The organism is Alkalihalophilus lindianensis, from assembly GCF_032843265.1.
Taxonomy (GTDB): Bacteria; Bacillota; Bacilli; order Bacillales; family Bacillaceae_D; genus Alkalihalophilus; species Alkalihalophilus lindianensis.
In genome coordinates this window covers 1-278 of the sequence record NZ_JAWJBA010000225.1, presented here as the reverse complement: position 1 = coordinate 278, position 278 = coordinate 1, and the positions used below count along the sequence as shown (strand labels likewise).

Below are 278 nucleotides of genomic sequence, written 5' to 3'. Positions count from 1 at the left end.
AATGTGGCGTGCGAGGGCTCAGGTGTTGCAAGAGCGCTAGTCGATGATGACAGACTACTTGAGGATGAAGATGGTCTTCGCTCGGTAGACATCTCAGAGCCGAAGGATGCTGAACGGGAAGTGACCGACGACGACCGCGATGAAGCAGGAGAGTTTTCTGATATCGCTGGTCAATTGCAATTGTGACGTTGGGGCTGTCACACTTGCAATTGCAAATACGAAATTCGTGGATATTCCGGTTGTTGAGCTGGACGTTCTCAGACGTTCTCGAAGCTCGG

The 278-nt window shown here is 51.4% G+C and carries 1 protein-coding gene; it reads left to right on the top strand.

Features of this window, described 5'->3' with window-relative positions:
- On the top strand, window positions 1-186 hold a 186-nt coding region (locus tag RYX56_RS22040; protein ID WP_317124075.1), incomplete at its 5' end, for a hypothetical protein.
- Between the last annotated feature and the right edge of the window lie 92 nt (window positions 187-278).